2 protein-coding genes are annotated in these 1618 nt (G+C 68.9%); both read left to right on the top strand.

The window, feature by feature from the left end:
• Positions 1–194 (top strand): efflux RND transporter permease subunit (locus I5W_RS05175; RefSeq protein ID WP_044528440.1); only part of this gene is annotated, 194 nt, incomplete at its 5' end.
• Between the two features lie 13 nt (positions 195–207).
• Positions 208–1618, top strand: a 1411-nt coding sequence (locus I5W_RS05170) for an efflux transporter outer membrane subunit (protein ID WP_252716908.1), incomplete at its 3' end; no start/stop codon positions are given.

Below are 1618 nucleotides of genomic sequence, written 5' to 3'. Positions count from 1 at the left end.
GCCTGGTGCCGGCCGCCATCGCCCATGGCCTGGGCAGCGACGTGCAACGGCCGCTGGCGACCGTGGTCGTGGGTGGGCTCATGAGCGCCACCGTGCTGACCCTGGTGCTGCTGCCAGCGCTGTACTACCTGATCGAATCGAAGCTGGCCCAGCGTGCCGGCAGCGCCCCGCATGACCATGCCAACGCCCGTTGAGGATGCCCCCATCATGTCCCTGAGATTGTCTCCCTCCCTCCCCTTGCGCTGGCGCGGCCTGGCCGGTGCCACCGCGCTGGGCCTGAGCTTCGGCCTGCCGCTGGGCGGCTGCGCCGTCGGCCCGGATTTCAAGCAACCGGCGGCGCCCCAGGTCAGTGCCTATACCGCCGAACATATCGAAGCCTCGCAGGCCATCGACGGCCAGCGCTTCGTCACGGGTCAGGATGTGGCCGGCCAATGGTGGAAGGCCTTCGGCTCGCCGGTGCTGGATAGCCTGGTCGATGACGCCCTGGCCCACAACGCCGACCTGCAAGCGGCCCAGGCCGCCCTGCGTGCCGCCCGCGAAACGGCGGCCGCGCAAAGTGGTTCACTCTTGCCCAGTGTCGACCTGCACTTCATGCCAACGCGCCAGAAGGTGGCCGACACCCTGGCCAGTCCGCTGGCCGACAACAGCTACATCTACAACCTGCATACCGCCCAGCTCAACATCGCCTACAGCCCCGACATCTTCGGCGGCACCCGGCGCCAGATCGAGGCGGGTCAGGCCCAGGCCGAGGTGCAGCGCTTCCAGCGCAATGCCACCTACCTGACCTTGGTGTCCAACGTGGTGCTGGCGGTGGTCAACGAAGCCGCGCTGCGCGAACAATTGCAGGCTGCCGAAAAGGCCGAGGCACTGGCCACGCAGCAGCTTGAACTGGTACGCCAGCAGCGCGCACTCGGGGCACTGGGCCTGGCTGACGTGGCCGCGCAGGAAAGCCTGCTGGCCCAGGCCCAGGCGGTCTTGCCGGGCCTGCGCAAGCAACTGGCGCAGCAACGCGACCAGATCGCGGTGCTGGTCGGTCGTTTCCCCGGACAAGGCGGCACGCCCACGCTGGCCTTGTCGGCTTTGAAGCTGCCATCTGAATTGCCCTTGAGCCTGCCCTCCACGCTGGTGCAGCAGCGTCCTGACGTGCGTGCCGCCCAGGCGCAATGGCAGGCCGCCTCGGCCCAGGTCGGGGTGGCCATCGCCAATCGCCTGCCCGCCTTCAACATCACCGGCACCATCGGCAGCTCGGCACAGGACATCTCCAAGCTCTTTACGTCCGGCCCCGGCTTCTGGACCCTGGGCCTGGACCTGGCCACGCCCATCTTCCACGGCGGCAGCCTGCAGCACCAGCAACGCGCCGCCGAGGCCGGCTTGGAGCAGGCCAGTGCGCAATACCGCAGCGTGGTGCTAGGCGCGTTCCAGAACGTGGCCGATACCTTGCACGCCATGGCTGCCGATGCCGATGCCTTGAAGGCCGCCGCCCGCGCCGAAGACGCCGCCCAGCGCAGCTTCGATGCCGCCCAGGCGCAATGGAAGGCGGGCCTGGCCGGCTATCCGCAAGTGCTGCTGGCACAACAGAACCTGCTCACGGCCAGCCAGTCGCGCGGCAGGGCAGGCC

This window comes from Herbaspirillum sp. B65, from assembly GCF_000333555.1.
GTDB lineage: Bacteria > Pseudomonadota > Gammaproteobacteria > Burkholderiales > Burkholderiaceae_D > Herbaspirillum > Herbaspirillum rubrisubalbicans.
The sequence above is the reverse complement of the archived record's forward strand: the minus strand, read 5'-3'. Positions and strand labels throughout refer to the sequence as shown.